General features: G+C 71.5%; 21 protein-coding genes. 12 read left to right on the top strand and 9 right to left on the bottom strand.

Annotation, left to right across the window (positions count from 1 at the left end; all coding sequences use genetic code 11):
• Window positions 1-27 precede the first annotated feature (27 nt).
• The gene (locus tag ACFQV6_RS08545; RefSeq protein ID WP_378026812.1) at window positions 28-579 is read right to left on the bottom strand and encodes a TetR/AcrR family transcriptional regulator; all 552 of its coding nucleotides are present in this window, start codon (window positions 577-579) and stop codon (window positions 28-30) included.
• A gap of 80 nt (window positions 580-659) precedes the next feature.
• Between ACFQV6_RS08545 and ACFQV6_RS08540 the strand changes: the two genes are divergently transcribed.
• The 6 genes from ACFQV6_RS08540 (at window position 660) to ACFQV6_RS08515 (ending at window position 8357) form a co-directional block, all read left to right on the top strand.
• Window positions 660-2309, top strand: a complete 1650-nt coding sequence (locus ACFQV6_RS08540; RefSeq protein ID WP_378026811.1) for an FAD-dependent oxidoreductase — start codon at window positions 660-662, stop codon at window positions 2307-2309.
• A gap of 128 nt (window positions 2310-2437) precedes the next feature.
• Window positions 2438-3730 (top strand): hemolysin family protein, encoded by a 1293-nt coding sequence (locus tag ACFQV6_RS08535; RefSeq protein WP_378026810.1) that lies wholly within the window; start codon window positions 2438-2440, stop codon window positions 3728-3730.
• A 220-nt stretch (window positions 3731-3950) separates the two neighbouring features.
• The gene (locus tag ACFQV6_RS08530) at window positions 3951-5183 is read left to right on the top strand and encodes an SLC13 family permease (protein ID WP_378026809.1); all 1233 of its coding nucleotides are present in this window, start codon (window positions 3951-3953) and stop codon (window positions 5181-5183) included.
• 109 nt (window positions 5184-5292) lie between these two features.
• Window positions 5293-6834, top strand: a complete 1542-nt coding sequence (locus ACFQV6_RS08525) for a methyl-accepting chemotaxis protein (protein ID WP_378026808.1) — start codon at window positions 5293-5295, stop codon at window positions 6832-6834.
• A 114-nt stretch (window positions 6835-6948) separates the two neighbouring features.
• On the top strand, window positions 6949-8064 hold the full coding sequence (locus ACFQV6_RS08520; RefSeq protein ID WP_378026807.1) for a WD40/YVTN/BNR-like repeat-containing protein: 1116 nt from the start codon (window positions 6949-6951) through the stop codon (window positions 8062-8064).
• Complete coding sequence (locus tag ACFQV6_RS08515) at window positions 8061-8357, top strand: MoaD/ThiS family protein (protein ID WP_378026806.1); 297 nt, start codon at window positions 8061-8063, stop codon at window positions 8355-8357. Before ACFQV6_RS08520 ends, ACFQV6_RS08515 begins: the two co-directional genes overlap by 4 nt.
• Window positions 8358-8433: 76 nt before the next feature.
• Here the strand turns inward: ACFQV6_RS08515 and ACFQV6_RS08510 are convergent, their stop codons facing one another.
• Window positions 8434-9486, bottom strand: a complete 1053-nt coding sequence (locus ACFQV6_RS08510) for a hypothetical protein (protein ID WP_378026805.1) — start codon at window positions 9484-9486, stop codon at window positions 8434-8436.
• Window positions 9487-9919: 433 nt separating this feature from the next.
• Here ACFQV6_RS08510 and ACFQV6_RS08505 point away from each other — a divergent pair, with 433 nt between their 5' ends.
• Entirely contained in the window at window positions 9920-10462 is a 543-nt protein-coding gene (locus ACFQV6_RS08505) for a TetR family transcriptional regulator (RefSeq protein WP_378026804.1), read from the top strand.
• 86 nt (window positions 10463-10548) lie between these two features.
• On the opposite strand, the gene ACFQV6_RS08500 is transcribed toward ACFQV6_RS08505, so the two are convergent.
• Window positions 10549-11535 carry an SDR family NAD(P)-dependent oxidoreductase gene (locus ACFQV6_RS08500; protein WP_378026803.1) on the bottom strand — a complete coding sequence of 329 codons (987 nt, stop codon included), beginning with the start codon at window positions 11533-11535 and terminating at the stop codon, window positions 10549-10551.
• A gap of 224 nt (window positions 11536-11759) precedes the next feature.
• On the opposite strand from ACFQV6_RS08500, the gene ACFQV6_RS08495 reads away from it, so the two are divergent.
• Window positions 11760-12968 carry a hypothetical protein gene (locus tag ACFQV6_RS08495; RefSeq protein ID WP_378026802.1) on the top strand — a complete coding sequence of 403 codons (1209 nt, stop codon included), beginning with the start codon at window positions 11760-11762 and terminating at the stop codon, window positions 12966-12968.
• 44 nt (window positions 12969-13012) lie between these two features.
• Here ACFQV6_RS08495 and ACFQV6_RS08490 read toward each other — a convergent pair whose 3' ends face one another.
• From ACFQV6_RS08490 to ACFQV6_RS08480, 3 genes are read right to left on the bottom strand one after another with little or no spacing between them, the layout of a single operon-like run.
• Window positions 13013-14323, bottom strand: coding sequence for a hypothetical protein (locus ACFQV6_RS08490; RefSeq protein ID WP_378026801.1), 1311 nt, complete (start codon window positions 14321-14323; stop codon window positions 13013-13015).
• Window positions 14310-15506 carry a type III PLP-dependent enzyme gene (locus ACFQV6_RS08485; protein WP_378026800.1) on the bottom strand — a complete coding sequence of 399 codons (1197 nt, stop codon included), beginning with the start codon at window positions 15504-15506 and terminating at the stop codon, window positions 14310-14312. The genes ACFQV6_RS08490 and ACFQV6_RS08485 overlap by 14 nt, the downstream gene beginning before the upstream one ends.
• Window positions 15507-15563: 57 nt before the next feature.
• Window positions 15564-18368, bottom strand: coding sequence for a putative bifunctional diguanylate cyclase/phosphodiesterase (locus ACFQV6_RS08480; protein WP_378026799.1), 2805 nt, complete (start codon window positions 18366-18368; stop codon window positions 15564-15566).
• A gap of 469 nt (window positions 18369-18837) precedes the next feature.
• Here ACFQV6_RS08480 and ACFQV6_RS08475 point away from each other — a divergent pair, with 469 nt between their 5' ends.
• From ACFQV6_RS08475 to ACFQV6_RS08460, 4 genes are read left to right on the top strand one after another with little or no spacing between them, the layout of a single operon-like run.
• On the top strand, window positions 18838-19404 hold the full coding sequence (locus ACFQV6_RS08475) for a dephospho-CoA kinase (RefSeq protein WP_378026798.1): 567 nt from the start codon (window positions 18838-18840) through the stop codon (window positions 19402-19404).
• Between the two features lie 45 nt (window positions 19405-19449).
• Complete coding sequence (locus ACFQV6_RS08470) at window positions 19450-20397, top strand: aliphatic sulfonate ABC transporter substrate-binding protein (RefSeq protein ID WP_378026797.1); 948 nt, start codon at window positions 19450-19452, stop codon at window positions 20395-20397.
• Entirely contained in the window at window positions 20394-21215 is an 822-nt protein-coding gene (locus ACFQV6_RS08465; protein ID WP_378026796.1) for an ABC transporter permease, read from the top strand. The genes ACFQV6_RS08470 and ACFQV6_RS08465 overlap by 4 nt, the downstream gene beginning before the upstream one ends.
• Window positions 21188-21913, top strand: a complete 726-nt coding sequence (locus tag ACFQV6_RS08460) for an ABC transporter ATP-binding protein (RefSeq protein WP_378026795.1) — start codon at window positions 21188-21190, stop codon at window positions 21911-21913. Before ACFQV6_RS08465 ends, ACFQV6_RS08460 begins: the two co-directional genes overlap by 28 nt.
• Here the strand turns inward: ACFQV6_RS08460 and ACFQV6_RS08455 are convergent.
• The 3 genes from ACFQV6_RS08455 to ACFQV6_RS08445 all read right to left on the bottom strand — a co-directional run bounded on the left by ACFQV6_RS08455 (window position 21903) and on the right by ACFQV6_RS08445 (window position 24554).
• Window positions 21903-22838: a 1-phosphofructokinase family hexose kinase gene (locus ACFQV6_RS08455; RefSeq protein ID WP_378026794.1), complete on the bottom strand. Its 936-nt coding sequence runs from the start codon at window positions 22836-22838 to the stop codon at window positions 21903-21905. The two genes, ACFQV6_RS08460 and ACFQV6_RS08455, sit on opposite strands and share 11 nt — an antisense overlap.
• Window positions 22838-23275 (bottom strand): response regulator transcription factor, encoded by a 438-nt coding sequence (locus tag ACFQV6_RS08450; RefSeq protein WP_378026793.1) that lies wholly within the window; start codon window positions 23273-23275, stop codon window positions 22838-22840. Before ACFQV6_RS08450 ends, ACFQV6_RS08455 begins: the two co-directional genes overlap by 1 nt.
• A gap of 112 nt (window positions 23276-23387) precedes the next feature.
• Window positions 23388-24554 (bottom strand): S8 family peptidase, encoded by a 1167-nt coding sequence (locus ACFQV6_RS08445; RefSeq protein ID WP_378026792.1) that lies wholly within the window; start codon window positions 24552-24554, stop codon window positions 23388-23390.
• Window positions 24555-25089 lie beyond the last annotated feature (535 nt).

Below are 25089 nucleotides of genomic sequence, written 5' to 3'. Positions count from 1 at the left end.
TCAACGCCTCTTTGTGCGGGCTGTCCGTCAGCCGTCCGACAACCTCACCCGTAAGGTTCGCGCGGCGGTCGTGAGCAGGTGGCGGCGCAGCGTCTCGTCGTCGAGGTCGGTGAGGGCGTTCTCGGTGCCGGCCAGCACGAGGCCGCCGGCGACCATCGCCACGTCGACGCGGGTGGCGCCGTCCGGGTCGGTGCCGGTGAGCAGCGTGACCAGACGGTTGACGGTGGTCATGGCGGGGTGTTGCCGGACGAGGCGGCTCACCACCGGGTCGAAGCTGAGCACCCGGGAGAGCCGCCGGTACTCGACGACCATGTCTACGACGCCGGCGAGCACGACGCGGCGGCGGGCGGCGGGGGTGCGGCGGCGCTCGGCGGCCTCGGCGATCGGTTCGAGCCGGGCCAGGGCGGGGTCGATCACGGCGAGGACGATCTCGTCCTTGGTGGGGAACTGGTGGTAGACGGCCGCCTTCGTGACACCGAGCTCGTCCGCGATCATCTGCAGCGACGTGCCGCTGACGCCGTGTTCGCCGAAGAGATCCAGAGCGGCTCGCAGAACCCGGTCCCTCGCGCTACCAATCACCGGCAGATCCTAGCGAGACCTTGTCGCTCCCTAGCCGATCGGCTACCTTGCCGCATAGCCGAGCGGCTAGGAGAGGTGTCATGACCCAGACTTGGGATCGCGAAGTTGACGTGCTGGTGGTGGGCAGTGGAGCGGCCGGCATGAGCGCCGCGATCGCCGCCGCGGATTCCGGTGCGAGCGTGCTGATCGTGGAGAGCACCGGGAAGTGGGGCGGCACCACGGCGCTCAGCGGCGGCGGTCTGTGGATGCCGACCAACCCGCTGATCCGCAAGCACGGCGGTGACGACTCGGTGGAGAAGGCGCTCACCTACCTGGAAGCCGCGATCGGCGAGGCGGGGCCGGCCAGCTCACCGGAGCGGCGCCGGGCCTTCGTCGAGACGATTCCCGAGGTGTACGCGCTGCTGGAGCGCCTCGGCGTGCGGTGGGTCGCCTCCAAGGACTACCCGGACTACTACCCCGACCGCCCCGGTGGCATGGTCGGGCGCGGCATCGAGGTCGAACCGTTCGACACGAAGAGGCTCGGCGACTGGTACGCGACGTTCCGCGGCCGGGACAGCCTGCCCGCTCCGCTGAAGACCGACGACGTCTGGCTGCTCTCCCGTGCCTGGTCCACTCCGGACGGCTTCGTTCGTGGCGCGCGCTTCGTTTTCCGTACGATATTCGGTCTTGTCCGCGGCAAGCGGCTCTTCGGTCTGGGCTCGGCGCTCACCGCGAGCATGCTCACGATCCTTCTCCGCCAAGGCGTCGAGCTTTCGCTCAACACACCACTGACGGGCCTGGTCAAGGACGAGACGGGCGCGGTCATCGGTGCCGAGGTCACCACCGCCGGGGGTACGACGACCCGCATCCGTGCCGTCGGAGGCGTGATCCTGGGCGGTGGCGGGTTCGCGCACAACACCGCCTGGCGCAAGGAGCATCACGGCGTACCGGGCTTCAGCTCGGCGGCCGAGGGTGACCTCGGTGAGCCGATCCGGATCGCGGCGGAGGCCGGCGCGCGCCTGGAGCTGATGGACGACGCCTGGTGGGGTGCCTCGGTGCCGCTGCCGGGCGGGGACCACCACCAGTTCGTGCTCTCCGAGCGGTCGATGCCGTACTCCATCGTGGTGGACTCGGCGGGTGACCGGTTCACCAACGAGTCGGCCAGCTACATCGACTTCGGGCACGCCATCCTGGAGCGGAACCGGACCGTTCCGGCCATCCCGTCGTGGCTCGTCCTCGACGTGCGGCACCGCCGGCGGTACCTGTTCAACGCCTTCCTGCAGGGCACCAAGAAGCTGCGCGAGGCGGGCATCGTCCGCTCCGCCGCGACCGTCGAGGAGCTCGCCACCGCGTGCGAGATGGACCCCGCCCGGCTGCGCGCCACCGTCGACCGGTTCAACGGCTTCGCCCGCAGCGGTGTCGACGAGGACTTCGGCCGCGGCCGTACGGTCTACGACAACTACTACGGCGACCCCACGGTCAAGCCGAACCCGAACCTGGGCCCGCTCGAGAAGGGCCCGTTCACCGCCGTGCAGCTGGTCCCCGGTGACCTCGGCACCAAGGGTGGCCTGCTCACCGACGCCGAGGGCCGGGTGGTGGGGGTCGCCGGGCTCTACGCCGCGGGCAACACCACCGCCTCGGTGATGGGCCGCACCTATCCCGGTCCGGGCTCGACGATCGCGCCCGCCGTGGTGTTCGGCTACCGCGCCGGCCGGGACGCCGCCGCACAGGCGAAGGCACCTCGCGACTGACTCAGGCACGTCGCGACTGACCCGGACACATCGTGATGAGAGCACGGGCCTCCCTGAGAATGGCTCCCAGGTTTCCTGGGTAGTCTCGGAACTTCGCATCTCCAACAGCGAAGGGGTTGATTTCCGCCGTGGGCGGATACGGGTGGCAAGTTGTCCTCGTCGTAGTGCTTGTGCTGCTCAACGCGGCTTTCTCCGGAAGCGAGATGGCTCTCATCTCGCTCCGGGAGAGCCAGCTGCAGAGGCTGGAGCGGCAGTCCCGCACCGGCCGGACACTCGCCAAGCTGGCCCGGGACCCGAACAGGTTCCTGGCCACCATTCAGATCGGCATCACACTGGCGGGTTTCCTCGCCTCGGCCGCCGCGGCGGTCTCTCTCGCCCAGCCGCTCATCAAGCCGCTCGGCTTCCTCGGCACCGCCGCGGAACCGGCCTCGATCGTGCTGGTCACCATGGTCCTGACGTTCTTCACCCTGGTCATCGGTGAGCTGGCGCCGAAACGGATCGCCATGCAGCGCGCCGAGGGCTGGGCGATGCTCGTCGCCCGCCCGCTCGACGTGCTGGCGACCCTTTCGCGCCCGGTGAACTGGCTGCTCGGCAAGTCCACCGACCTGGTGGTCCGGATCACCGGCGGTGACCCCGACGCGGGTCGCGAGGAGGTCAGCACCGAGGAGATCCGCGACATGGTCGCGCAGCAGCAGGACATCACTGCCGAGCAGCGGACCATCATCAGCGGTGCGTTCGAGATCGCCGACCGGATCCTGCGGGAGATCCTGGTGCCGCGCCGCGACGTGCTGGTCCTGCCGGCCGACACACCCGCGCCCGAGGCCTTGGACCGGCTGGTCGCCGAGGGCCACTCGCGAGCGCCCGTCACCGGTCCGATGGGCCTCGACGACGTGCTCGGCGTGGTGCACCTGCGGGACCTGATCGGCGCCGCCGGCCCGGTCCGGGACCACATGTTCACGCCGCTCTTCCTGCCGGAGACGCTGAAGGTGTCCGACGCCATGCGCCAGCTGCGCGTCCAACGTCAGCAGTTCGCGATGGTGGTGGACGAGCGCGGTGCGATCGACGGCATCGTCACGATGGAGGACCTGGTCGAGGAGATCGTGGGCGAGATCTACGACGAGACCGACCGCGACGTCCAGTCGGTGATCCGGGAGGAGGACGGCGCGATGCTGCTGCCCGGCACCTTCCCGATCCACGACCTGCCGGACATCGGTGTCGACGTCGAGGAGCTCGACGCGGGCGACTACACGACCGTGGCGGGCCTGGTCCTCGCCCGGCTGGGTCACATCCCGACGGCGCCGGGGGAGACCGTGGCGATCGACGGGCACACCGCCGAGGTCGTGGAGATCACCGGCCGGGCCATCACCAAGTTGCGACTGCGGCCACTGGCCGAACTCCCGACCGAGGACGTCCCCGCCTGACCTGAGCCGACCCTGGCGGAGGATCTCCGCCTGACATGACCTGATTCGTCCCGGCCGGGCTTGCGTTCCCGGCCGGGACGAGCTGTTCTCCGGCGGTCGGCGAGGGCGTTTGCGGCAGTCGGCGGAGGGTGTTCTCCGGCACCGGGCGGGTTGGGCGGCGTCGCCTCCGGGCACATGACCCGGCCGTGCGAGCCATGCGTCGACAGTGCCGGAAGCGCCGATGATCACGGCGCTGGGTCTGCTGGGCGGCGTGCTCAGCTTCGCGGTGACGCGGCCCCGGGGACTTCCCGAGGCCGCCGCCGCGGTGCCCGCGGCGTTGCTTGCCGTGTTGCTGGGGCTGGTCACACCGGCTGCGGCTCTTTCTGAGGTACGGGCAATCGCGCCCACGGTCGCCTTCCTGGCGGCGATCCTGGTGCTGGCGTTCGCATCGGAACGGCACGGTGTCTTCGAGTACGCGGGTGCCGTCGTCGCCCGCACCGGACGGGGCAGCCCGCGACGCCTGCTCGGCGCCGTCTTCGGTGCCGCCGCGCTGACCACCGCCGCACTCAGCCTCGACGCCACTGTCGTCCTGCTCACCCCGGTCGTCTTCGCCGTCGCCGCGCGCGCCGGTGTCCGCCCCCGTCCGTACGCCTACGCCTGCACCCACCTCGCCAACTCGGCGTCCCTGCTGCTGCCGATCTCCAACCTGACGAACCTGCTCGCGTTCGCCGCCAGCGGCCTCACCTTCGCCGGTTTCGCCGCGCTGATGGCCGCACCCTGGCTCGCCGTGATCGCCGTCGAATATCTGGTCTTCCGGCTCTTCTTCGCCACCGACCTGGCCGAACCCGCCGCGCCGGCCCCCGCCGAACCCGGCCCGGCACCCCGCTACGCCCTGACCGTCCTGGCGCTCACCCTGGCCGGGTTCGCCCTCCTCCACCCGCTCGGCGTCGAACCCGCCTGGACCGCGGCCCTCGGTGCCGTCGCTCTCGCCGTCCCGCTGCTGCGCCGCCGTACGCTCCGGCCGATCGAACTGCTCACCGAGGCGAACCCGGCGTTCTGTGCGTTCGTGGTCGCGCTCAGCGTGGTGGTCCTCGCGGTCCGGACCAACGGGCTGGGCGAGTGGGTGGACGGCCTGGTACCGCGGCACGCCGACCTGCTCGGGCTGCTGGGTGCGGCGGTGCTCGCGGCGGTCCTCGCCAACCTGCTCAACAACCTGCCGGCCACGCTGGTGCTGCTCCCGGCGGTGTCGTCGTCACCCGGCCTGCTGCTGGCGGTGCTGATCGGCGTCAACATCGGGCCGAACCTGACCTACGCCGGGTCGCTCGCCACCCTGCTCTGGCGGCGGATCCTGCACGCCCGGGACGAAGCGCCGCGAACCTCGGACTTCGTGCGGCTGGGCGCTTTGACCGTACCCCTGGGTCTGCTCGCAGCGGTGACAGCCCTCTGGGCCGCCCTCCGGCTCACCGGAGCCTGACCCCCGCCCAGCCCGCCGATCGGCGCTTGCGCCCCTGATTGCCGGGACGCTTAATCTCGTCGCCCGCGGGCCGATGTGTCTGGTATACGGCGAGTTGAGGAGTGACAGCGTGCGGTTGTTCGGTTCCCGTCCGGCGAGCCCGGAACCCTCCCGTCCCACGCCCCGCGAGATCGAGGCGCTGGAGGATCTGGTGCTGGCGCTCGAGTCGGCAGTCGACGAGTCCAGCGCGTGGCGGATCACCGTGGCCAGCACCGTCGAGTCGTATTCGTTCGGCTACGGCGCGGTTTGGATCCCGGAGGGCGCCGGCCAGCTGCGCCTGGTGCACGAGGCCGGTGCGATCAGCACCCACCTGAAAGCCGTCACCGGCGGCAGTGTGCTGCCGATCGACACCGGCGTGATCGGCAAGGCCTTCCGTTCCCGTCAGCCGGTCTACGTCGAGTCGGTCGAGGAGTGCGGTGACTGCCGGCGCTGCCAGGCGGCTTTCAAGGCCGGCATGGTCGGTGCGGTGGTCCTGCCGGTGGTCAAGGGCAACGAGGTGCACGCGGTGCTCGAGTACTACTCGGCGCAGCCGCTCTACCTGGACGCCCCTCGCCGGGAGAAGTTCACCGCCATCGGCCGGATCGCCGAGCGCTCCCGGGAGAGCGCCGTCGCCGCGGCCGAGCTGCGCCAGGTGGCCGACGACCGGTCGGCGGTCACCGACGTGGTCACCCGGCTCGGCGCGGCGTCGGACAGCAAGGTCGCGATCCGGATGGCCCTGGACAGCGTGCGCACCGCGTTCGGGTGGGCGTACGGCTCGTACTGGGAGGTCGACCCGGACGAGAACGTGCTGAAGTTCCAGGTCGAGTCGGGCTCGGCGGGTGACGAGTTCCGCCGGGTCACGCTGGCCGCCACGTTCGCCGAGGGAACCGGCCTCTCCGGTCGCGCCTGGCGGGCCAGGGACCTGGTCTTCGTCCGTGACCTCGCCGAACTGACCGACTGCGTCCGCGCACCCGCCGCACAGCGGGCCGGGGTGCGCTCCGGCGTCTGCTTCCCGATCATGAGCGGTGACCGGATCGTCGGCACGATGGACTTCTTCACCACCGAGTACATCGACCTCTCCGAGTCGCGGGCGGCCGCGCTGCGCAACGTGCAGCAGCTGGTCTCGCAGCGGCTGGACGTGATGCGAGGCTCCGAGCGCGCGGCGGACAACGCCCGCGCCCTGCTGGACACCGTCGAACGGCTGCGCAATGCCAGCGGCGACGCCACCTCGGTCGCGGAGCAGGCGGTGGACCGGGCCTCGGCGATGACCGCGGAGGTGGCCGCGCTGGGTCAGGCGTCGGCCGCCATCGGCGACGTCATCAAGATCATCGAGTCGATCGCCGAGCAGACGAACCTGCTCGCCCTCAACGCCACCATCGAGGCCGCCCGGGCCGGGGAGAGTGGCAAGGGCTTCGCGGTGGTCGCCGGCGAGGTGAAGGAACTGGCCCGGGAGACCGCCGAGGCCACCAAGAAGGTCGCCGACCAGATCGCCGGCATCCAGGCGAGCGCCGAGACGGTGGCCGCGGGCATCCACACCACCAGCGAGACGATCGGCAAGATGGACAGTGTGCAGTCCCGCATGAACGAGGTCCTCGCCGAGCAGGCCGAGATGGCCCGGGCGTTGCAGGGTTGACCCGTCCGGTCGAACATCAGTCCTAATCCCCCACGCGAAGGCCCGGATGGGTGATGATGCCGTTGACACGGCTGTATCACCTGTAACGGGAAACTTGCAACGGAGGGAGCGGAAGTGAGTGGAGTTCGACTGCTCGTCGGCACCCGCAAGGGCGCCTTCATCCTCACCTCGGACGGCAGACGACAGGAGTGGACCGTCGACGGCCCGCACTTCGCCGGCTGGGAGATGTACCACGTCAACGGTTCGCCGGCCGACCCGAACCGGATCTACGCGTCGCAGTCCGGCGGCTGGTTCGGCCAGCTGATCCAGCGCTCGGACGACGGCGGGAAGAACTGGGAGCCCGTCGGCAACGACTTCGCCTACCAGGGCGAGATCGGCGACCACCTCTGGTACGACGGGACACCGCGCCCGTGGGAGTTCAAGCGGGTCTGGCACCTCGAGCCGTCCCGCACCGACCCGGACATCGTCTACGCGGGGGTCGAGGACGCGGCGCTCTACCGGTCGAGCGACGGCGGCCAGAAGTGGGAGGAACTGACCGGCTTGCGTACGCACGCGTCTGCCCCGAAATGGCAGCCCGGCGCCGGTGGCATGTGCCTGCACACCATCCTGCTCGACCCGGTGAACCCGGACCGCATCTTCGTCGCGATCTCGGCGGCCGGGGCGTTCCGTACCGACGACGGCGGCGTCACCTGGCAGCCGATCAACCGGGGACTGCAGTCCCAGGGGATCCCGGAGCAGAGCGCCGAGGTCGGGCACTGCGTGCACCGGCTCGCCATGCACCCGTCCCGCCCCGAGACGCTGTTCATGCAGAAGCACTGGGACGTCATGCGTACGGACGACGCGGGTGACACCTGGCGGGAGATCAGCGGTGACCTGCCGACCGACTTCGGGTTCCCGATCGCGGTGCACGCGCACGAGCCGGAGACGCTCTACGTCGTACCGATCACCAGCGACTCGCTGCACTACGTGATGGACGGCAAGCTGCGGGTCTACCGCAGCCGGACCGGCGGCGAACAGTGGGAGCCGCTGACTGTGGGCCTGCCGCAGGAGCACTGCTACGTGAACGTGCTCCGGGACGCGATGGCGGTGGACACCCTCGACGAGTGCGGGATCTACTTCGGAACCAGCGGCGGCCAGGTCTACGCGTCCGCGGACAGCGGTGACAGCTGGACGGCGATCGTCCGCGACCTGCCGCCGGTGCTCTCGGTGGAAGTCCAGGTGCTGCCGTGATCCGGGTGGTGCTCCCACCGCACCTGAGGACCCTGGCGCACGTGAGCGGCGAGGTCCAGGTCGAGGTCGGCGGCGAGGTGACCCAGCGGCGCGTGATCGACGCGATCGAGGAGCGCTTCCCGATGCTCGTCGGAACGATGCGGGACCGGCAGACCGGTAAGCGTCGGCCGCTGGTGCGGTTCTTCGCGTGCGAGGAGGACCTCTCCAACGAGTCGCCGGACACCCCGCTGCCCGACCGGGTGGTGAAGGGCGAGGAGCCGTACCTCATCGTCGGTGCGATGGCCGGCGGCTGATCCGGTGCGCGGCGGCCGGGGATGTCCCGGCCGCCGCGGATCGCTTTCAGCACCCGTCAGGGTGTGGTGACACCCGTCAGGGGATCATGGCGGCGGGACCGGTGCTGACGTCGGTGACCGTCATACCCGTGGCAGCGGCGTCGGCGGCCGCGGCCTCGGCGGCTGCGGCCTCACCTGCTGCGGCGTCGGCGGCTGCGGCGTCGGCAGCTTCGGCCTCACTGGCCGCAATGTCGGCGGCCGTGGTGTCGCTGGCCGTGGTGTCGCTGGCCGTGGTGTCGCTGGCCGTGGTGTTGCTGGCTGTGGTGTCGGCAGCTGTGGCCTCGTCGGCCGGGGCTTCGCCAGCGGGGGCCTCGCCGGCCGGAGTTTCGCTGGCCGGAGCCTCATCGGCGGGTGCCACATCGGCCGGGGTTGTGTCAGCCGGGGCCACATCGCCCGGGGCGACATCGGCCGGAGTCGTGTCGGCCGCGGGCTCGGTGGCGGGGGTCTCCGTCACCGGAGCGGTCGTGTCGGCGGGTGCCGGCTCGGCCGGGGCAGCGGTGTCGTCCGGCGCGGGTGCAGCGGTGTCGTCCGGAGCGGGTGCGGTGGTGTCGGCTGGTGCCGGGGTGGTCGGAGCGGTGGTGTCGGTAGGTGCCGGCGCCGTGGTGTTGGTGGGTGCCGGCGCCGTGGTGTCAGCCGGAGCCGGTGTGCCCGGGGCCTCCGGAGTGGTCGGTCCGGTCGCCGGTCCGCCAGGCGCTCCCGGTCCGCCAGGCGCTCCCGGTCCGCCAGGCGCTCCCGGTCCGCCAGGCGTCCCAGGGCCACCCTGGCCGTCGGGACCACCGGGGCCGCCCTGGCCGTCGGCGGGCCACATCGGCCAGGCGGCCGGTGCCGCGCCGTCGAACTCGGCGTAGAGGATGAAGACGCGCCGCAGGCCGTGCAGTGCGCTCTGGCAGCCGTTCGGATCCCAGACCCCGAGGCTCGAGCCGAGGCCGCTGATCGCCTCGCAGGCCTGGCGGGTGTCGTAGTAGCCGACGACGCTGTTCTGTCCTTCCGGCGGTGGGTTGTCCGGTGCTGCCTGGGCCGGGCCCGCGAGTGCCGCTCCTGCCAGCAGCCCGATACCGGCAATGGTCAGGCCCCGTGTCGCCTTGCGCATGTCATACCTTTCTGGGTGGTTGTTCTGACCCGGTTAGCCGATCACGAGTCGACGGACGACCTTCCTCGTTCGGGGGAATCGGGGCCCGATCGGCCCGGGGTTTGGCCCCCAAGGGCTAGAGGCGTGTCAGCTATGGGATGCCTTGGCCGTCGGGCGGCCTGAGTGCGGCCTTCCGCCCGTACCGTGACCCTCCGGGGCCAACCCGCCACCATGCCCGACGCCCGCGGCGGTGACCGAGCGGCCGATCGGACGGTGCCGGCGGGGGCGGTGCCGGCAAGGGCGGGGCTGCTGAGGGCGGTGCCGGCAAGGGCGGGGCTGCTGAGGGCGGTGCCGGCAAGGGCGGGGCTGCTGAGGGCGGTGCCGGCGGGGGCGGTGCCGGCGGGGGCGGGGCTGGTGCGGGGGCGGGGGGTGTCCCGCGTACGCTGGAAAGGGTATGGCCAGGCGCAGTGGTGAGGCGACGCGGGAGGAGATCCGGTCCGCGGCCTCGCGGCTGTTCCGGGAGCGTGGGTTCGCGCGCACCTCGGTGCGGGACATCGCCGCACTGGCCAGGAGCAACCCGGCGCTGGTGATTCGCCATTTCGGTACGAAGGAACTGCTGTTCCTGGAGACCGTCGACCTCAGTCTCGACGACGAGCCGCTGCTCGATGTGCCGCTGGAGCAGCTCGGGGAGCGCTTCGTCGAGCGGCTGCTCGCCGACGACGACATCCGTGGTGTCTATCTGGCGCTGGTGCGCGGCAGCAACGAGGAGCAGATCAGGGTCCGGTTGCAGAAGATCCACGAGGGTACGTTCGTGGCGCCGGTACGCGCTCGGCTGTCCGGTGCGGACGCGGACCTGCGGGCGCGGCTCGCGGCGGCGGTGGTGGGTGGCCTGCTCTACGCGCTGTGGGTGGTCGGTGACGAGCGCCTGGTCGCCACCGATCCCCGCGAGCTGGTGGTTCGTTACGGCGCGCTACTCCAGCAAGTCCTCACGCCATAGAAGCGCCGCGGAAGCGCCGCGGAAGCGCCGCGGAAGCGCCGCGGAAGCGCCGCGGAAGCGCCACGGATGCGCCGCGGAAGAGCTGCTCACTGCACCGACCAGCCGCCGTCCGAGGGCAGCACCACGCCGTTGAGATTGACGCCGTCGTCGCTGAGCAGGAACGTGATCGAGGCTGCCAGGTGCTCGGCGAGCGCGACCGGGGGGATCAGCCGCAGGAACGGGCCGGTGCGCGTCTGGCCGAACTCCGACGAGGAAGCGGGTTTGGCCATGCCGGTGGCGACACCGCCGGGGGCGACGGCGTTGGTGCGAATGCCCTGTGGGCCGTACATGAAAGCGGTGTTCTTGGTGATGCCCAGGACGGCGTGCTTCGACGCTGTGTAGGCGACCCCGGCAGCGTTGCCCCGCAGGGCGGCCTCGGAGGCCACGTTGACGATCGCGCCGCGCCGGGCCGTCAGCATCGCCGGAACCACGGCGCGGGTGAGCTTGAAGACGCCGTCGACGTTGACCGTGAAGACGTGCCGCCAGATCTCGTCGGAGGTCTCGTGGATCGGGCTGAAGTCGTCGACCACGCCGGCGACGTTGGCCAGGCCGTCGATCCGCTCGCCGGCCGCCTCGACGATGCGGGCCACGTCCTCGTCCTCGGTGATGTCGGCGATGACCGCGACGACGTCGACCTCGGCTGCCAGCTCCTTCAGTTTCTCACCGCTGATGTCGACGGCGACCACCCGGCCGCCCTCGCGCGCGATCCGGGACGCGGTGGCGCGGCCGATGCCGGAGGCCGCGCCGGTGACGATCACGGTCTGTCCCCGGAAGCGGCCCTCGACGATCCGTTCGGTTCCGGTGGTGTCCTCCTCGGGCATGACACCGTCGTTGACCCGCAGCACCAGGCCGTCGACGACGGCCTGCGGGATCCGGCCCTGGCTGAGGGCGACCATCTGCTGGAGGGGCAGCTGCCGCACCGGTGCGAGGGCCGACTCGTCGAAGCCTCCCTGCCCGAGGAGGTCGCGGAGGGCCGGCCCGCCGACGGGGTGGTCCAGCCAGTCGCCGACGGTGTTCGCTGCGGTCAGAGGCATGTGGTGATCCCTTCCGGAAGGGGCGAAGTCAACTTAGTTTACTTTGCCGGGCACCGTCAGCTCCAGGCCCGGCCGCGGCCGGTTCCGGCGGCAGGGCCCGGCCGGTTCCAGAGGCAGATCAGCGACAGCGGGCGATGCATTCGGGCAGGCTCGGGCGCCGCGAGGCATCGCCTCCCGGGCGACGGCTCTCTTGAACCGGGTGCCGGTCGGCTACTGTCCCTGCAATGGGATTGCTGGACAGATTCCTCGGCTCGCCGCAGCGCCGGTTCGCCCAGCTCGCCCTCCGGGTGGCCCGCAGCACCCCGGGGGTGGAGCACGCTGTCTACCAGCCGGACGATTTCGCCATCGCGATCCATCGCATCGGTGCGGCCGGTCCGGCCCGTCTCTACCTGTCCAACGTCTATCGCGAGACCGCCGACGCGACCCAGGCGGAGCGCCGGGAACGCCTGGCGAAACTGGTCCGCCTGATGGCGGCCCCACCCCCTGAGGACACCTGGGCAACGGTACGGCCGAAGCTGCGCCCGGTCATCCGGCCGGTGACGTTCGGTGTCGCCGGTCCGGTCGGGTTGCGCCCGCCGCTGTCCCGGCCCGCGATGCCGTTCCTGCGGGAGCTCGTCGTGATCGACACTCCGGAGGCGATGGCCTACGTCATCCCGGATCGCCTCGATGAGTGGGGAGTCCCCGCCGACGAGGTCTTCACCGCCGCCCGGTCCAACCTCGCCGACATCGCCCGCCGCTCGCTGGAGCAGGAGTGGCCGCGCGGCGCCAGCGTGATCCGGATGATCGACGACGGCGACGGCTACTTCACCTCGCTGCTGCTCACCCCGGGCTGGCTCGCCGAGGTCGGCGAGAAGATGGGCTCACCGGTGCTCGCCTTCGCCCCGGACAACAACACGCTGCTGCTCGCCCCGCTGCCGGACGAGGGGGCCGACCCGCTCTACGCCCTGGTCGAGAAGAACTTCCAGGACGCCGTGCGGTACCTGTCGCCGGTCGGCTACGTCGCGGGCTCCACGGGCGCGGTCGTGCCCTACGCGCCGCCGTCCGGCCACCCGCACCACCTGCTGGCCCGCCGCGCCGACGCCGTGCTCGCGCTCACCGAGTACTCCAATCAGACCGACTGGCTCACCGAGCAGTATGCGAAGGCGGGCGTCGACGTGCACATCGGCCGGCTGATCGCCGTCGAGCCACCGGACGGCGGACCCGCCGAAACGATCGCCACCTGGGTCGAGGGCTCGAGCACGCTGCTGCCCCGCGCCGACACGGTGGCCTTCGCCCGCCCCGGTACGGGCATCGAGTTCCGGGTGCCGTGGCGCCACGTCGAGGAGCAGGCGGGCCTGCAACCGGAGCCGATCCTGGCGCCGGCGCGGTACCGGGTGGACGCTTGGCCGGCCCCGGAGGTCCTCGCCGAGTTACGCATCCACGGCATCGACTGATAGCTGTTCTGCCGGGACCGGGCGGTCCGGCGGTGGGCGTGCGGTCAGTGGGCGAGGCGGCGGAACAGGTGGGGTGCGACCAGGAGGCCGGCCCAGACGACCACCGAGACGATGCCGAGGATGAGGCCGGAGACGCTCGCCACCAGGCCGATGGACGGCGCGGCGATCATCATCGGCAGCATCCGTACGGAGACCGCGCCGCCCAGGGCCCGGACCGAGGCCGCGTACGCCAGGTCCCGGGTGACCGACTCGGGTTCCGCCTCGGCGGCCACCCGGGCGTCCATGTCACCCTCGAAGGCGGTCTGCGCCAGGCCCGCACCGAACTGGGCCAGGAGCACCATCGGTGCGGACAGCGGCGCCAGGACCCAGCCGGCGAGCATGCCGAGGCCCCAGAGTGGCCAGCGCAGCAGGGCGGGCACGTTGAGCCGGCCGATCGCGGCGACGGCCATCGCGGCGAACAGTGTGCCGAGGCAGAACGCCACTGCCGAACCGGCCACCCAGGCGCCGCCGTACAGCTCGTCGATGACCGGCACGGCGAGCAGCGTCGGGCCGGCGGCGAGCAGCATGACCGCGCCACCGGCCAGCAGCAGCCGGGGGGTGGGCAGGCGCCAGGCAGGTGTGGCCGCCGTCCGCGCGTGCCGGCCGCGGCCGGCCGGCCGGGGTGCCGGTACGAACGCGTGCGGGTTGCTGCCGAAGTGCCCGACCGGTACGGCGGCCGAGGTGGGCGTCGGCGAGATCCGGGCCCGCCGGGCGCAGAGCACGGTGGGCAGCAACGAGCCCAGATAGACGACGTAGATGGTGCCGAGCAGCCACCCGGTCGGGTAGCCGGACGGGCCGGTCGGGAGCAGCGCCGCGAGCGCGGTGCCGGCCGCCTCCACGCCCATGATGGACATGACGTAGCGGGTCATCGACCGAGGTGAGGCGTCCACCGCGCTGACCTCGGCGCGCATGCCCGCGAAGCCGGCCCAGGCCGCCGTGTGCATCACCACGATCGCCACCGCGATCGCCCAGGACGGTGCGCCGGCCACCAGGCCGGCGAGGACACCGAGGCGCAGCACCACCTCCACCCCGGCGGCGCCGCGGATCAGCGTACGGCCGTTGAAGCGGCGGGCCAGCCAGCCGGTGACCGGCGCGGAGAGCACCGCGCCGACGAGCATGGCGGCGTTGTAGAGGGCGGCCTCGGCGAGCCCGCCGCGCGCCATCGCGATCAGGACGACAACGGTCCAGCCCAGGGCCATGCCGAAGGAGTCGACGATGCCGGCGACCAGCAGCTCACGCAGCCGGCCGGCCCGGCGCATGCCACCGGGCCCGGCCCTGCGGCGGCCGGGCCCGGTGGCGAGGTCAGCGGTCGTCACGTGGTGGCACACCGGTGCCGACGAAGATCGGCGTGGGCGGCTGAAAACCGTTGAAGGCCGAGGCGTACGCGAGCGTGTAGGCACCTGCGCTGCCCAGGTAGAGGACGTCGCCCACGGTGAGGGTGGCGGGCAGCAGGATGCCGTACCCGATGGTGTCTGAACTGTCGCAGCTCGGCCCGGTGACCGTGAAGGGAAGCTGCGGTGCGCCGGCGTGATCGGGCAGCGACGTCCACAGCGGGAAGTCCCAGCCGCCCGGCGTCTGCAGCGTCTCCATCAGACCGTGGTAGGCGCCGACCTCGGTGAACAGCCAGTTCTCGGTGCCGCGCCGCTCGCGCCCGATGATCGTCGCGGCGATCACGCCGGACTCGGCGACCAGGTGCCGGCCGGGCTCGGCGGCGACCAGGGCGGGCCGGTACGGCAGCTCGGCCAGGGCCGCCGCGACGACGTCGCCGATCTCGGAGATGGTGGGTACGCCGGCGACGTACCGGGCCGGGAAGCCGCCGCCCAGGTCGATCATCTCGAGTGTGATGCCGTCGGCGCGCAGGCGGCTCATCAGCGCGCCGGCGGCGGCGATCGCGTTCCGGTAGGCGCCGGCGTTGCCGCACTGCGATCCGACGTGGAAGGTGACGCCGTACGGCCGGAGCCCGAGCTGCCGCGCGAGCAGCATCAGCTCGTACGCGTCGTCGGCGTCGGTGCCGAACTTGCGGGACAGCGGGAACACGCTGGTGCTGTCGTCGACGCGCAGGCGTACGTAGACCGCGGCGCCCGGAGCCTGCTCGGCGATCTTGGCGAGCTCGTTCGGCGAGTCGAAGCTGAACCGCCACAGGCCGGCCCGGTGTGCGGCGGCGATGTGCGCGGGCGGCTTGACCGGGTTGCTGTAGAGCACGCCGGCCGGGTCGACGCCGAGCGCCTGGAGCATCCGCAGCTCACCCAGCGAGGCGATCTCGAAGCTCGAGCCGCGGTCCGCCAGCGTGCGCAGGATCTCCGGCGCCGGGTTGCACTTCATCGCGTAGAAGGTCTGCACCCCGGGCATCGCGGCCGTGAAAGCGGCGTGCCGTCCGGCCACCACGTCCAGGTCGGTCACCAGGTACGGCGTCGCCATACCGATCGCCTCGAGCATGGCGGGCGCGAGGCTGGTCGGCCACTGGCCCGGGATTCCGGACATGACGGTGCCGAGGGACATGCGGATCTCCTGGGGGAAAGCGGGGGGCGGGGGGAAGGCGGATCTGGCGGTGCGGGGTCAGGCGGCGGTGACTTTGGAGCCGACGAGGAACAGCCGGCCGGCCTCCTCGGCGGGCACCGGGCGCGAGAAGTAGTAGCCCTGGGCGAAGTGGCAGCCCATCTCGCGCAGCGCGTCGAGCTGGCCGAGCTCCTCGATGCCTTCGGCGACGGTCTCCATGCCGAGGCTCTTGCCGAGCTGGACGATGGTGTCGGCCAGCGCGGTGTCGTCGGTCAGGGCGCCCAGCCGCTCCACGAACGAGCGGTCGATCTTGAGCGTGTCGACCGGGAACCGCCGCAGGTAGGCCAGCGAGGAGTAACCGGTGCCGAAGTCGTCGATCGCCAGCGTCACGCCGAGCGCCTTGAGCCGTACGAGCTGCTCGAGGTTGTCGTCGGTGTCGGTCATCAGCACGCTCTCGGTCATCTCGAGGCAGAGCTGGTTGGCCGGCATACCGGTCTCGGCGAGGATTCCGGCGACCACCCCGACGAGATCGGTGCGGTCGAACTGGCGTACCGAGACGTTGACCGCCATCTTGACCGGGCGGCCCTCGCCGGCGTTGCTCCACTCGACGGCCTGGCGGCACGCCTCGCCCAGCACCCAGCGGCCCAGCGGCACGATCAGGCCGGTGGCCTCGGCGATCGGGATGAACTCGCCCGGCGGGATCAGGCCGCGCTCCGGATGGTGCCAGCGGGCCAGCGCCTCGAAGCCGATCACCTCGCTGGTGGCCAGGTCGATGGTGGGCTGGTAGTGCAGGCGCAGCTGACCGCGTTCGAGCGCCACCCGCAGGTCGGCCTCGAGCTCCAGCCGGGCGACCAGCCCGGAGAGCATCTCCGGGTCGTAGCTGGCGTAGCCGCTGCCGCCCGCCGACTTCGCCTTGTACATGGCCAGGTCGGCGTTGCGCATGAGCTGGTCGGCGATGTCCGCCTCGGCGTCCGCGAGCAGGCCGGCGGTGGCCAGCAGGCCGGCCGCGGCCAGGCCGATGCTCGCCTGCACGTGGATGCTGCGGGCCTCGCTGGCGAACGGCTCCTCGAGCACCTCGATGATCCGCTGGGCGACGAGGGCCGCCTCGTCGTCACCGGTGCCCGGCGCCGACTCGATCAGCACCGCGAACTCGTCGCCGCCGAACCGGGCCACCAGGTCACCGTCGCGCACCGAGGCGCGCAGCCGGTCGGCGACCTGCACCAGCAGCTGGTCACCGGCCAGGTGGCCGAGGCTGTCGTTGACCTCCTTGAACCCGTCGAGGTCGAGGAAGAGCACGGTGACCTCGCCGCCGTCCTCGCGCTTCTGCAGCGCGCCGGCGAGCCGCTCGCGGAACAGCGCGCGGTTGGCGAGCTGGGTGAGCGCGTCGTGGTACGCCTCGTGCACCAGCTGGTCCTGAAGCTCCTTGCGCTCGGAGATGTCCCGGGTGTTCAGCACCAGGCCGGCCACGTTCGGGTCGGAGAGCAGGTTGGTGATGGTCATCTCGGCCTGCCGCACCCGTCCGTCGCGGTGCCGCACCGGGAGCTCCAGCACGGTCGTCGCGTACGGCCGGCCGGCCACCTGCCGCAGCGCCTGAGCCATGCGCAGGCCCGACTCCGGGTCGATCAGCTTGGTCAGCCGGCGGCCGGTCAGGAAGCGGGCCGGATAGCCGAAGACCCGCTGCGCGGACTCGCTCTGGTAGAGCACGTCGGCCTCCGGGCTGACCACGGTGACCACGTCCGAGCTGTGCTGGACCAGCGCGTGGAAGCGCTGCTCACTGGCGAGCAGCTCGGCGGTGCGCGCCGCGACCCGGGCCTCCAGGGTGCGGGTCAGTTCGCGGTTCTCCCGGAGGGTGAGCAGCTGCCGGACGATGATCAGCAGGATCAGGGCGGAGCGGATGCAGGAGACGAACAGGACGTTGCTGTACCCGGTCCGGGAGTACCAGACCACCGACGTCAGCAGGGCGGCGAGGACCGCTACGTACGGCAGCAGGATGCCGACCGGCTGGGCGTTGTCGTCGTGCTGCTCGCCGTCCTCGTCCTCGCGGTACGCCGGGATCGGCTTGAGGGCGGCCAGCAGGATCAGGGAGAAGCCGGCGAACCAGCCGATGTCGGTGACACCGCCGGAGCTGTAGCCGCCGATCAGGCTGAGGTAGGCGTACCCGATGTCGGAGATCGCGAAGGCGGTGATGCCGACGCCGACCAGGGCGAGCTGGGTGAACGTCCGGCCGTTCCGGCGCTGCTGGGCCAGCATGTACAGGACCATGGTCACGATGACCACGTCGCCGAGCGGGTAGGTGAGGCTCACCGTGAGCGCGAGCGCGCTGTCCTGGCCCGCGTCGAGCAGCGGGGCGATCACGAAGATCCAGGCGATCAGGATGAGCGAGGCGGCGACCATCAGGCCGTCGAGGACGCTGCGTGCCCGGTTCGCCAGGTTCTGGGCGCGGCTGGGCAGCACCAGCAGGCCGATCGGGGTGAGCAGGACCATGCCGACGTAGCCGATGTCGGCGATCGACGGGAACGGTGCCTCCTCGCCCTGGAACGACTCCAGGTAGATCCAGGCGCTCTGCCCCAGACCCCAGCTGAGCACGCCCAGCCCGACCAGCGCCCAGCCCCAGCGCGCCCGCCCGGTGAACGATCGTGCCCGGATCAGGCAGGCCACCGCCGCGGCGATCGCGCCCAGGCACAGGCCGAAGTTGGAGACGATCTGTGAGACCTCGGGGCCGGCCACGCCGGTGCCCAGGACAAGGCCGAAACCGGCCACGATTGCGCCGACGAACAGGCACAGTCGCGTCCAGCCGCGCAGCTCATGCTGCCCGGGGCGCTTGACCGGCGGGGTTGTTGCCCGCGGTTCGGTGCTGTCTGCCATCGAGGATGTCTCCGAAGGTCGGCGGTGCTCGTACCGCCGCAATCGGGCACGCCGGCCCGCGCCTGAGACTTCTACCGCCCCGAAGCCGCCGCCCCCGGTTGCAATCCGGGTGCAGCCCTCCACCGCCAACCCCACCCGGCTGGCCCTGAGCGGGGGCGAATCGGGCGCGAGGCCCCTCTGAGCGCCAGCCGGGCTCGCGGGCTGACCGGCTGGCCGTGAGCGGGGATATATCGGGCGCGAGGCCCCGCTGAGCGCCAGCCGGGCTCGCGGGCTGACCGGCTGGCCGTGAGCGGGGACGAATCGGGCGCGGGGCACCCCTGAGCGCCAGCTGGGCTGGCGGGCTGGGGCTGAGCGGGGACGAATTGGGCGCGAGGCCCCGCTGAGCGCCAGCTGGGCTGGGGGGCTGGGGCTGAGCGGGGACGAATCGGGCGCGGGGGCGACGGGGTGACGGCGGGGGTAGGTTGCGCGGGTGGGTGAGATCGCCGAATGGCCGGACGAGGCCGCTGTCCGGGTCGCCGGCTGGGCGTCCGGACGTGTCGCACCGCCCGGCAAGCGGCGGGTGCTCGCGATCGAGGGGCGCTCCGGCTCCGGCAAGACGAGCCTCGCGCGGGCGGTGGCGCTGCGGCTGGGTGCGTCGCTGATCCACATGGACGATCTCTATGCCGGATGGGACGGCCTCGCCGAGGGGGTGGCCGCGCTGCGTGACCGGATTCTCGCGCCGCTGGCCGAGGGCCGGCCGGCGGTGTGGCGGCGCTGGGACTGGGCGGCCGGGGCGTACGCCGAGGAGCACCGGGTGCCGGACGGTGACTGGCTGGTCGTCGAAGGGGTGGGTTCGGGCGGGGGAGTGCTCCGGTCGTACATCTGCGGTGTGGTCTGGTTGGAAAGCCCGCAGGCGGTGCGCAAGCGGCGTGCCCTGGCCCGGGATGGGGAGATCTATGCGCCGCACTGGGTGAGGTGGGCGCGGCAGGAGGACGCGTTCTATGCGGAGGAACGCGTCCGTGAGCGGGCCGATCTGGTCATCGAGAATGCCGAGTAACTCCACCCTGTCGATAAGTCCTATCGATTATATAGACTAATGGGCATGCGTCGCTCACTGGCATTTCTCGCAGCGCTCACCCTGGCCGCGACCGGCATCCTCGCCGGCTGCGGCAACGACGACAGCACCGCCTCCGCCGAGGGCCCGCTCCGCATCGGCTACCAGCGGTTCGGCGGCCTGAGCCTGGTGAAGGCGCGCAACGACGCGCCGGGCGTGGAGTGGTCGCTCTTCGAGAGCGGCCCGGCCCTCACCGAGGCGATCAAGGCCGGCGCGATCGACATCGGTCAGACCGGTGAGGCGCCGCCGATCTTCGCGGCCGCCGCGAAGACGCCGTTCGTGATCGCCGCGACCAGCACGCCCTCACCGAAGAGCGAGGCCGTGCTGGTGAAGGCGGCGCGCGGCTACCGGAGCTTCGCCGACCTGCGGGGGAAGACGATCGCCCTCAACAAGGGGTCGAACGTGCACTGGCTGCTCGTCAAGCTGCTCGAGGCGAACAAGATGACGCTCGCCGACATCAACGTCAAGTACCTCAAGCCCGCCGAGGGACGCCCGGCCTTCGACAACGACCAGGTCGACGCGTGGATCATCTGGGATCCCTATTTCGCTCTGGCCGAGCAGCCCGGCGTGCAGATCCTCGCGGACGCGACGGGTGTGGCGAACAACCGGGAGTACATCCTGGCCGGCAAGGACGCGGCCGATCGGAAGACCGAGCAGATCAAGACCTTCCTCGCCACGTACGAGAAGACCACGGCCTGGGGGCTGGAGCATCCCGACGAGCGCGCCGCGGTCCTCGCGCCGGAGTTGAAGATCGACGAGGCGACCACCAAGCGGGCGCTGGCCCGCGCGGCGCAGCCGGTCGCACCGCTGACCGCGGAGATCGGTGTCGAGTTGCAGGCCATCGCCGACGGCTTCAGCACGCTCGAGCTGATCCCCGGCAAGATCGACGCGGCGTCCCTGATCGACAGCCGCTTCACCGGGGCGGCTGCTCGATGACGCTGACAGCGGCACCGGACACCGAGGTCGCCGTCGCGCACCCACCGGCCGTCCGCCGGCGTCGTGTTCGCTGGCAGCGGGCGATCAGCCCGCTGACGATCCTGCTCGTCTGGGAAGCGGCCGCACGAGCGGACCTGATCTCCGCGGAGAAACTGCCCGCACCCAGCACGGTCCTGCGGACCGGATGGCGGCTCGCCTCCGACGGCACCCTCGGCGAGCACCTGCTGAGCTCACTGAGCCGGGCGGCCGTGGGGCTGCTGATCGGCGGCGTCCTCGCGCTCGTACTCGGCTCGATCGCCGGGCTGCTGCGGCTGGGCGACGACGTGGTGGACCCGCCGGTGCAGATGGCCCGGATGCTGCCGCACCTCGCGCTCGTACCGCTGCTGATCATCTGGGTCGGCATCGGTGAGTCGATGAAGATCACGCTGGTCGCGCTCGGTGCCTTCTTCCCGCTCTACTTCAACACCTACGCCGGGATCCGCGACATCGACGAACGGCTGGTCGAGGCGGCGCGCACGTGCGGGCTGGGAACCTGGGCGCGGATCAGGCACGTGGTCGTCCCCGGCGCCCTGCCGTCGCTCTTCCTCGGCCTGCGGCTGGCCATCGGTGCGGCGTGGCTGAGCCTGGTGGTCGGCGAGCAGACCAACACCCAGAACGGCATCGGGTTCCTGATGATGGAGGCCCGCGAGTTCAGCCAGACCGACGTCGTGGTCCTGGGGCTTTTTGTGTACGCGGGACTGGGTCTGCTCTCGGACGTGTTGCTGCGTGTGGCCGAACGGCGGGCGCTCGGATGGCGCCGCGGATTGCGGGCGTCATGAGTTCATCGGTGGTCACGGCAACGGGTGTGCGGCGTTCCTTCGGCGCTGCCGTGGTGCTCGACGGAGTTGATCTCACTATCGCGAAGGGTGAGGTGGTGGCCCTGCTCGGCGGCAGCGGATCGGGCAAGAGCACGCTGCTGCGCATCCTGGCCGGCCTCGACTCCGACGCCACCGGGGACCGCACCGTGCCCAGCCGGTACGGGGTGGTCTTCCAGGAACACCGGCTGCTGCCGTGGAAACGGGTCCTCGACAACGTCGGCCTGGGCGTACCGGGTGAGCGGGCCCGGTGCCGCGCGGCCCTGGCCGAGGTGGGCCTCGCCGACCGGGAGCGGGCCTGGCCGGCCGAACTCTCCGGTGGCCAGGCGCAGCGGGTCGCCTTCGCCCGGGCACTGGCACGGGAACCGGACGTGCTGCTGCTGGACGAGCCGTTCGGCGCGCTGGACGCCCTGACCCGCCTGCGGATGCAGGAGCTGTTCGGGCGGTTGCGGGCCCGGCACGGCTTCGCGGCGCTGCTCGTCACGCACGACGTCGAGGAGGCGTTGCTGCTGGCGGACCGGGCCCTCGTGCTGGACGGCGGCCGGATCGCGGCGGACCTCACCGTGCCGCTGAACCACCCGCGGGCGCCGGACGACCCGGGGTTCGGTGAGTTGCGCCGCAGGCTGCTGGACCTGCTGGGCGTACCCCTGGTCAGCCGATAGGTGTCAGCCTGACCCGGCCGGTCAGCTGCTGGATCGCCTCGGCGCGGCCGGTGCCCAGGCCGTGCCGGGTGACGTTGAGGGCGCCGGCGGCGGCGCCCGTCCGGACGGCCTCGCGCAGGTTGCCGCCGCGGGCGAGCACGGTGGCCACTCCGGCGGTCATCGAGTCGCCGGCACCGCGGTGGTCGACGACCTGCAGTGAGGGCAGTTCGACGAGCAGCGGTTCGTCCTCGTCGAGCAGGGCGACGCCGGGCTGGTCCGCCCGGCTGATCAGCACCGAGCCGGCGCCCTGCTTGTGCAGCTCCCGCGCGGCCTCGGTCAGCGCCTCGACGCTGTCGCCGGGTGCCCGGCCGGCGTCGATCAGCTCCTCGTGGCTGACCTTGAGGAACTCGACGCCGCCCTCGAGCACGGCGGTCAGGTGGTCGCCGGAGAGGTCGGCGACCACGGTACTGCCGAGGGCGCCCAGGTCGCCGGCGAGCCGGCGGTACACCTCGGCGGGCACCACCTCCGGCGACGCCGGGCCGCTGAGGATGCTTACGTCGGCGCGTACTCCGGTGGCGAGGGCGTTGCTGTAGAGCTCGTCGAGGTCGTGCCTGCCGAGCGGGGTACCGGCGTGCTCGGCGACAGCTGTCCGGGATCCGTCCCGGCGGTCGTGCACGTACCAGCCGCTCGCGCCGGAGCGCTGGATTCTGCGTACCTCGATGTCCTCATCATGCAGCGAGCGTGAGATGACCTCGCCGATCTCGCCGCCCACAGCGGCACAGAGGGTGACCGAGGCGCCCAGCCCGGCGCACATCCTGGCCTGCCAGACGCCCTGCCCGCCGGGATGGACGTGCAGTTCGGCGTCGCCCGGCCCCTGCTCGATGGTCACTGTCAGCTGGGGCACCGGTGCGAAGACCATGACGGTGCCGGGGTCGTCGGCGGTCATCATCGGACGGTACCGCGAACCCCGGCCGTGATGTCCGGGATGGCGTTGATCCGCTCCGGGCGGGCCCGCAGCAGCCACCGCACCCGGCGGACCAGGTCGGCCGGTCTCACCGGCTTGGCGAAGTACTCCACGGCACCGGAGACGAAGGCCAGGTCGACGTCGGTCTCGGTGGCACAGCCGCTCAGCATGATCACCGGGATGCCGGCGGTGGCCGGGTCGTCGTGCATCCGGTAGCAGACGCTCAGCCCGTCCAGGCCGGGCATCGCGATGTCGAGGATCACCAGGTCGGGGCGGACCCGGTGGACCAGGGAGAGTGCGGTGCGGCCGTCGGGTGCGGTGACGGTCCGGTAGCCGGCTATCTCGAGTTTGACGCTGACCAGGTCACGGATGCTCTCGTCGTCGTCGACCACCAGCACGAGAGGCGCATCCACCGTCATGCCCCGAGCTATCGGCCGTCGCCCCGCCGTCGCCAGCTAAATCCCGGTGGCAACGTGGCCGGGACAGCGATGAGGGGGCCCGCCGCCGCGGACCCCCTCATCAGGAAGCGGATTACTGAACCACGAAGAGCAGGCGGTTCGGTGATCCGGTGCCGGGGCTGGTCACCACGCCGGTGGTGGCGTTGTTGACCAGGCTGTCGCGGACCTGAGCGGGGGTGAAACCGGTGTTGCGGGAGAGGACCAGAGCCGCGGCGCCGGCCACGTGCGGCGACGCCATCGAGGTGCCGCTGATCGTGTTGGTGGCCGAGGTGCTGGTGTACCAGGCCGAGGTGATCGACGAGCCCGGCGCGAAGATGTCCACGCAGGTTCCGTAGTTGGAGAAGCTGGACCGGGCGTCGGTGTTCGTCGTGGAGCCCACCGTGATGGCGGAGGCGACACGCGACGGCGACGAGTTGCAGGCGTTGGCGTTCGAGTTGCCGGCGGCGAGCGCGTAGGTCACGCCGGAGGCGATCGAGCTGGACACCGCGTTGTCCAGGGCGGTGCTGACGCCGCCGCCGAGGCTCATGTTGGCGACCGCCGGCTTGACCGCGTTCTGGGTCACCCAGTTGACGCCCGCGATGACGCCGGCCGTGGTGCCGCTGCCGGTGCAGCTGAGGACGCGGACACCGACGAGCTTGACGGCCTTCGCCACGCCGTAGGTGGAGCCGCCGACCGTACCGGCGACGTGCGTGCCGTGGCCGTTGCAGTCGACCGCGCCACTGCCGACGGCGTCGTAGCCCGCCTTGGCCCGGCCGCCGAACTGGCTGTGCGAGTAGAGGATGCCGGTGTCAATGATGTAGGCGGTGACGTTGGAGGCGGTGACCGGGTAGGTGTAGGTCGTGCTCAGCGGCCGGTTGCGCTGGTCGATCCGGTCGATGCCCCAGGTCGCGTTGCTCTGGGTGGCGCTCAGCGAGATCTCCTGGTTCGCCTCGACGTACGCGACGCCGGAGTTCGCCGCGAGCCGCTTGGCCTGGGTCTCGGTCATGGTGGCCTCGAAGCCGTTCAGCGCCTTGCCGAAGCTGCGCTTGACCGACGCGCCGTAGGTCTTGCTCAGTTTCGCCTGCTGCGCTCCGGACTTGAGGACCACGATGTAGCTGCCCGGGATCGCGTCGGCGGAGCCGGCGAGCCGGATCTCACCCGTCGCGGGTGCGGCCGCGGCCGGGGTCCCCGTCGCGACCACCGCGGTGGCCAGTGCGAACAGACCGGCGGCCAGGATGCGGCCGTGTCGTCGAATCGCCATGTTCTCCCTCTCTGCGCCTACAACTGATCGATACTCGTCGCTCAGTCTTAGGGAGAAGAGTAGGGGCGAACCGGCCTCGTACGTATATACCGAAATAGATATACCGCGTCCCGGGAGGTATCGAAGTTCGGCGAATCGTCCGTCGTGCCGAAGGGGGTGGTAGAGCGCGACCGACCGATGCGAGGGCTGATGAGTTTTCGGCTGTCCATCCCCCCGCACCGTGGGTTTCGCGGCGCTGTCCGCGGTGCACAGTGCCGGCCTCGGCTGGCTCTGAGTGGTGTCTCGTGCCCGATTTGTGCCCGCTGAGAGCCAGCTGGGGCTGAGGGGGGTGTCGCGCCCGGTTTGTGCCCGCTGAGAGCCAGCCGGGTGGGTCGGCTGGGGCTGAGGGGGGTGTCGTGCCCGGTTTGTGCCCGCTGAGGGCCAGCTGGGTGGGTCGGCTGGGGCTGAGGGGGGTGTCGTGCCCGGTTTGTGCCCGCTGAGGGCCAGCTGGGTGGGTCGGCTGGGGCTGAGGGGGGTGTCGCGCCCGGTTTGTGCC

Source organism: Actinoplanes sp. GCM10030250, from assembly GCF_042666575.1.
In the GTDB taxonomy this organism is placed as follows: domain Bacteria; phylum Actinomycetota; class Actinomycetes; order Mycobacteriales; family Micromonosporaceae; genus Actinoplanes.
Note: the sequence above shows the minus strand (reverse complement) of the source record. Positions and strands in the feature narration are given on the sequence as shown.